Origin of the sequence: Blautia intestinihominis (assembly GCF_040096655.1) — a bacterium.
GTDB lineage: Bacteria > Bacillota > Clostridia > Lachnospirales > Lachnospiraceae > Blautia_A > Blautia_A intestinihominis.
Genome location: NZ_JBBMEI010000140.1, coordinates 1 through 3,352, shown reverse-complemented (window position 1 = coordinate 3,352; position 3,352 = coordinate 1). Strand labels below are relative to the sequence as shown.

At 45.3% G+C, this 3,352-nt stretch carries 3 protein-coding genes and 1 pseudogene; all 4 read left to right on the top strand.

The window, feature by feature from the left end; all coding sequences use genetic code 11:
- Positions 1–331 (top strand): annotated as a pseudogene (locus tag WMO75_RS19050) (hypothetical protein); the annotation flags it as partial.
- A 36-nt stretch (positions 332–367) separates the two neighbouring features.
- On the top strand, positions 368–1,528 hold the full coding sequence (locus WMO75_RS19045) for an ERF family protein (RefSeq protein WP_119235191.1): 1,161 nt from the start codon (positions 368–370) through the stop codon (positions 1,526–1,528).
- A 64-nt stretch (positions 1,529–1,592) separates the two neighbouring features.
- Positions 1,593–2,858: a DNA primase gene (locus WMO75_RS19040; protein ID WP_117738854.1), complete on the top strand. Its 1,266-nt coding sequence runs from the start codon at positions 1,593–1,595 to the stop codon at positions 2,856–2,858.
- A gap of 154 nt (positions 2,859–3,012) precedes the next feature.
- Positions 3,013–3,352, top strand: a 340-nt coding sequence (locus WMO75_RS19035; RefSeq protein ID WP_349078764.1) for a hypothetical protein, incomplete at its 3' end; no start/stop codon positions are given.

Genomic DNA, 3,352 nt, shown 5'->3' with positions numbered 1-3,352 from the left:
AGCCGCACAGATGATCCCGGAGATCAGCAGGGTTTATATCCAGCTAAATGCAGACCGTTTTATTAAAAAAGGAAAGCGGCCGGAGGATCTGATCTATCAGCCGCAGTTTCATTTTGCGGATATGAAGTGGGAATTTTCTGATTGGATGTTTCTGGAATATTTAAGCAACCCACAGCGGGCAGCAGAGCTTTTCGCCCAGAAGTGGCTGCTTGAAAAACTTCCGGAGATCTCAAAAAAGAAGATCTGTATCGGATGTATCCGGGAGGAAATGGAAGAAATGTTAAAAAAGACTGGGACAGGGCCGGAGGTAAGCCTTCCGCGTTCTGCTTAGTATAAAAAATGAAAAAATCAGGAGGAAACGAATAATATGGGTAAATACAATTACATGAATCTGAACCAGAAGATGATCAGGATCCGGAAGAAAGTGCCGAAGCTGATCCGCAAACGGTACAGTGAGGACGTTACTTATGATTTTGTAAAACTGGATGATATTTATGAATGCCTGACACCGGCCCTTAATAAATACGGGGTCGATTTTGACATCTTAAGTGAAAGACCGACACAGATGGACGAACAGGGCAATTCCGTGTTTTTAAAGGAAATGGGAACACTCTGGAGATATGAGGCTGACCTGGAGCTGTGCTGGACCAATGCAGACCGTCCGGGAGACAAGGTAAGGAGCTTTTTGCATGTCATTGGAACCAATGAAGCACCGGATAAAGCAAAAGGTGCGGCATGGACGTATGGCCTGAAGTATTATTTCTTAAATAAATTCAACATCATGCAGGCATCTGGAATAGACGATCCGGACATGCGTGGGACGGAAAAAGAAGAAATGCCGAAGCAGGAAGCTTCCGTAAAACCGGAAAAACCGAAAAAGAAACAGGAAAAGGCAGAAAGAAAAGAAACCGCAGCAAAGCAGGAGCAAACGGAACCGGTCAGGGAAAAGAAAACGGATTGTAAAAAACTGCGTGATGGAAATGCCATATCAGAAGGTCCTGTAAAAGTGGAATATGCAGTGACGGATACAGAAGAAAACCTTCCTGGACAGATGACTTTTGGAATGGAAGAAAGTGAAAGCGGACTGGAAGAATTTTCCGATGAAGAAACCAAAGCGGAAGATCCGGTTCAGACCGAGGAAATCTCCGTAGATGAGGAAATCACTGCCGCGACGGATGCAGACGGTTTCCGTGCAGTTGAAGAAACGGATGAAGTTCCATTTGATGAGGATGATGAGATTTCTTTTGATGCAGAAGAAGAGGAAGAAACACCAGAAGAGACGGCAGAGGAAACAGTAGAGGATATAGATAACGTAGAGGATGCAGAAGACGAAGTGAAATGGGCAGAAAAGGTTATCTGCAATTTTGGTGTCTATGCCGGAACCCCTCTTGGGAAAATGATGCAGGATGCCAGAGGTTACCAGACGATCAAATGGCTGGTACAGCGTTACAAAGGCCAGAATCAGGAAATACAGAAAGCTGCGAAGATTCTTTTGGATCATGAAAAGGAAATGCAAAAAGCAGCCTGAAAACAGAGAAATAGTTTGAGGTGGCTCCGGGAACGGGGCCATCTTTTATGAAGAGGAGGAAGGCATGTATGCCAGAGAATCGTTTACGATCGCAGAAGTAGCAGATCTTTTGTCAATCCGAAGACTGAGTGATTCTTACCAGGACGAATTTCCGGTGGAATGTCCTTTTTGTGGGGATTTAAGAGGAAAATGCAGTTTTTGCATCCGCAAAAATGGAGAACTGAAGAATGTTTACCATTGCTATCATTGCGGGGCAGCCGGAAATATGCTGACACTGTATGCGGAACTATCCGGCATTTATGGGAGAAACCGGTATAAAGAAGCCTACCGGGAGATAAAGCAGGAACTTTCTTTTTCTGGAACGGATAAAAGACAGCAGTCCACGACACGAAATGGGTTCGTTTCTATCGTTTCTAAAAAGAAACGCATTTCCCTTACGGAAGAGGAATGGGATTACCGGGACCATGTATATAAGGAAATGCTCACTTTTCTTAAGCTTAAGGAAACACACCGGAGGAACCTCCTCCTGCGTGGGTTGACATTAAATGAGGTCAGACAGATGGAAGAACGAGGTTTTTTAAGTACGGATGATGAGAATTCCGTGACCATTGCCAGAAAGCTCTTAAAAAAGGGATTTCGCCTGGAAGGGGTTCCTGGATTTTTCATCAACCGGGATGGTGACTGGGAAGCTGCTTTTTATAGGAAGAATAACGGGTATCTTTGCCCGGTCCGGGATGGGAAGGAACGGATCATAGGATTCCAGATCCGGCTGGATGTTCCTTTAAAAGAACGGAAGTACCTCTGGTTTACCAGCAGCGGCTTAGAAAGAGGCACATCAAGCGGCAGCCCGGCAGGAATGTTTGGGAAAATAAAGGATGGCACGGTTTACGTAACGGAAGGGATCTTAAAGGCAGAGATCGCATGGATGTGTACAGGAAATCCTTATATCGGAGTCCCTGGAGTTTCCAATCATAAAGGACTGGAAACTGTCTTGCGAAAACTGAAAGAGCAGGGGTTAAAAAGAGTTTACGAATGTTACGACATGGATAAAATGATGGAATTGTCCTGTAAGCACGATGAAAAAAGTGCGTGCCGGCAATGTGAACATGGAATTTATCTGTATCATGGAGAATGCCCCAAAAAGCGCAGAAAACGGGACATGATCCGAAAAGGCTGTATAAAACTATATGGGATCTGTGAGGAACTGAATGTATCCTGCAAAAGAGTCACCTGGGATACCGATGCATCCGGTACCTGGATGGAACACTACAAAGGCGTGGATGACTGGATCCTTCGAAAAGAGGAAAAAGGACACAGGAAGACGGCATAATATGTTTGGTCAGATAAAAGGGAAACTGGAATTTTTTTCAGTTTCCTTTTTATCTGGCTGAAAAAGCCGGAAGAAAGGAGAAAGCGATGCAGATAAGAGACGGACCAAAAGAAAACTGCAGGGAAAAAAGCGATCATGAAAGGAGAACGTGCACTTGGAAAAAAACTGGAAGAAAAGATGGATGGCGGGTGCGATGGCTTTTGCTCTGTGCTGCACTACGCTCTTGCAGACGGGAGCTTCTGCAGTATCCGCCGCTGAGGTGGGAGGCGTTTCCGCACAGAGCGAGACGCAGATCGAGGTACAGACAGAAACACAGACAGAAACGCAGACAGAAACGCAGACGGAGAAAAGCGAGGAGGAACTGATCGAGGAAACCGTTGCTGATCCGGAACTTGCGCTTATGGTTACCGAAGGGGAGGCCTTTGATATCCAGAATGATTTTACAGGACTGAAACTCTCTGAAGGAGACCATGTGGAACTGAAAAAAGCTGCAA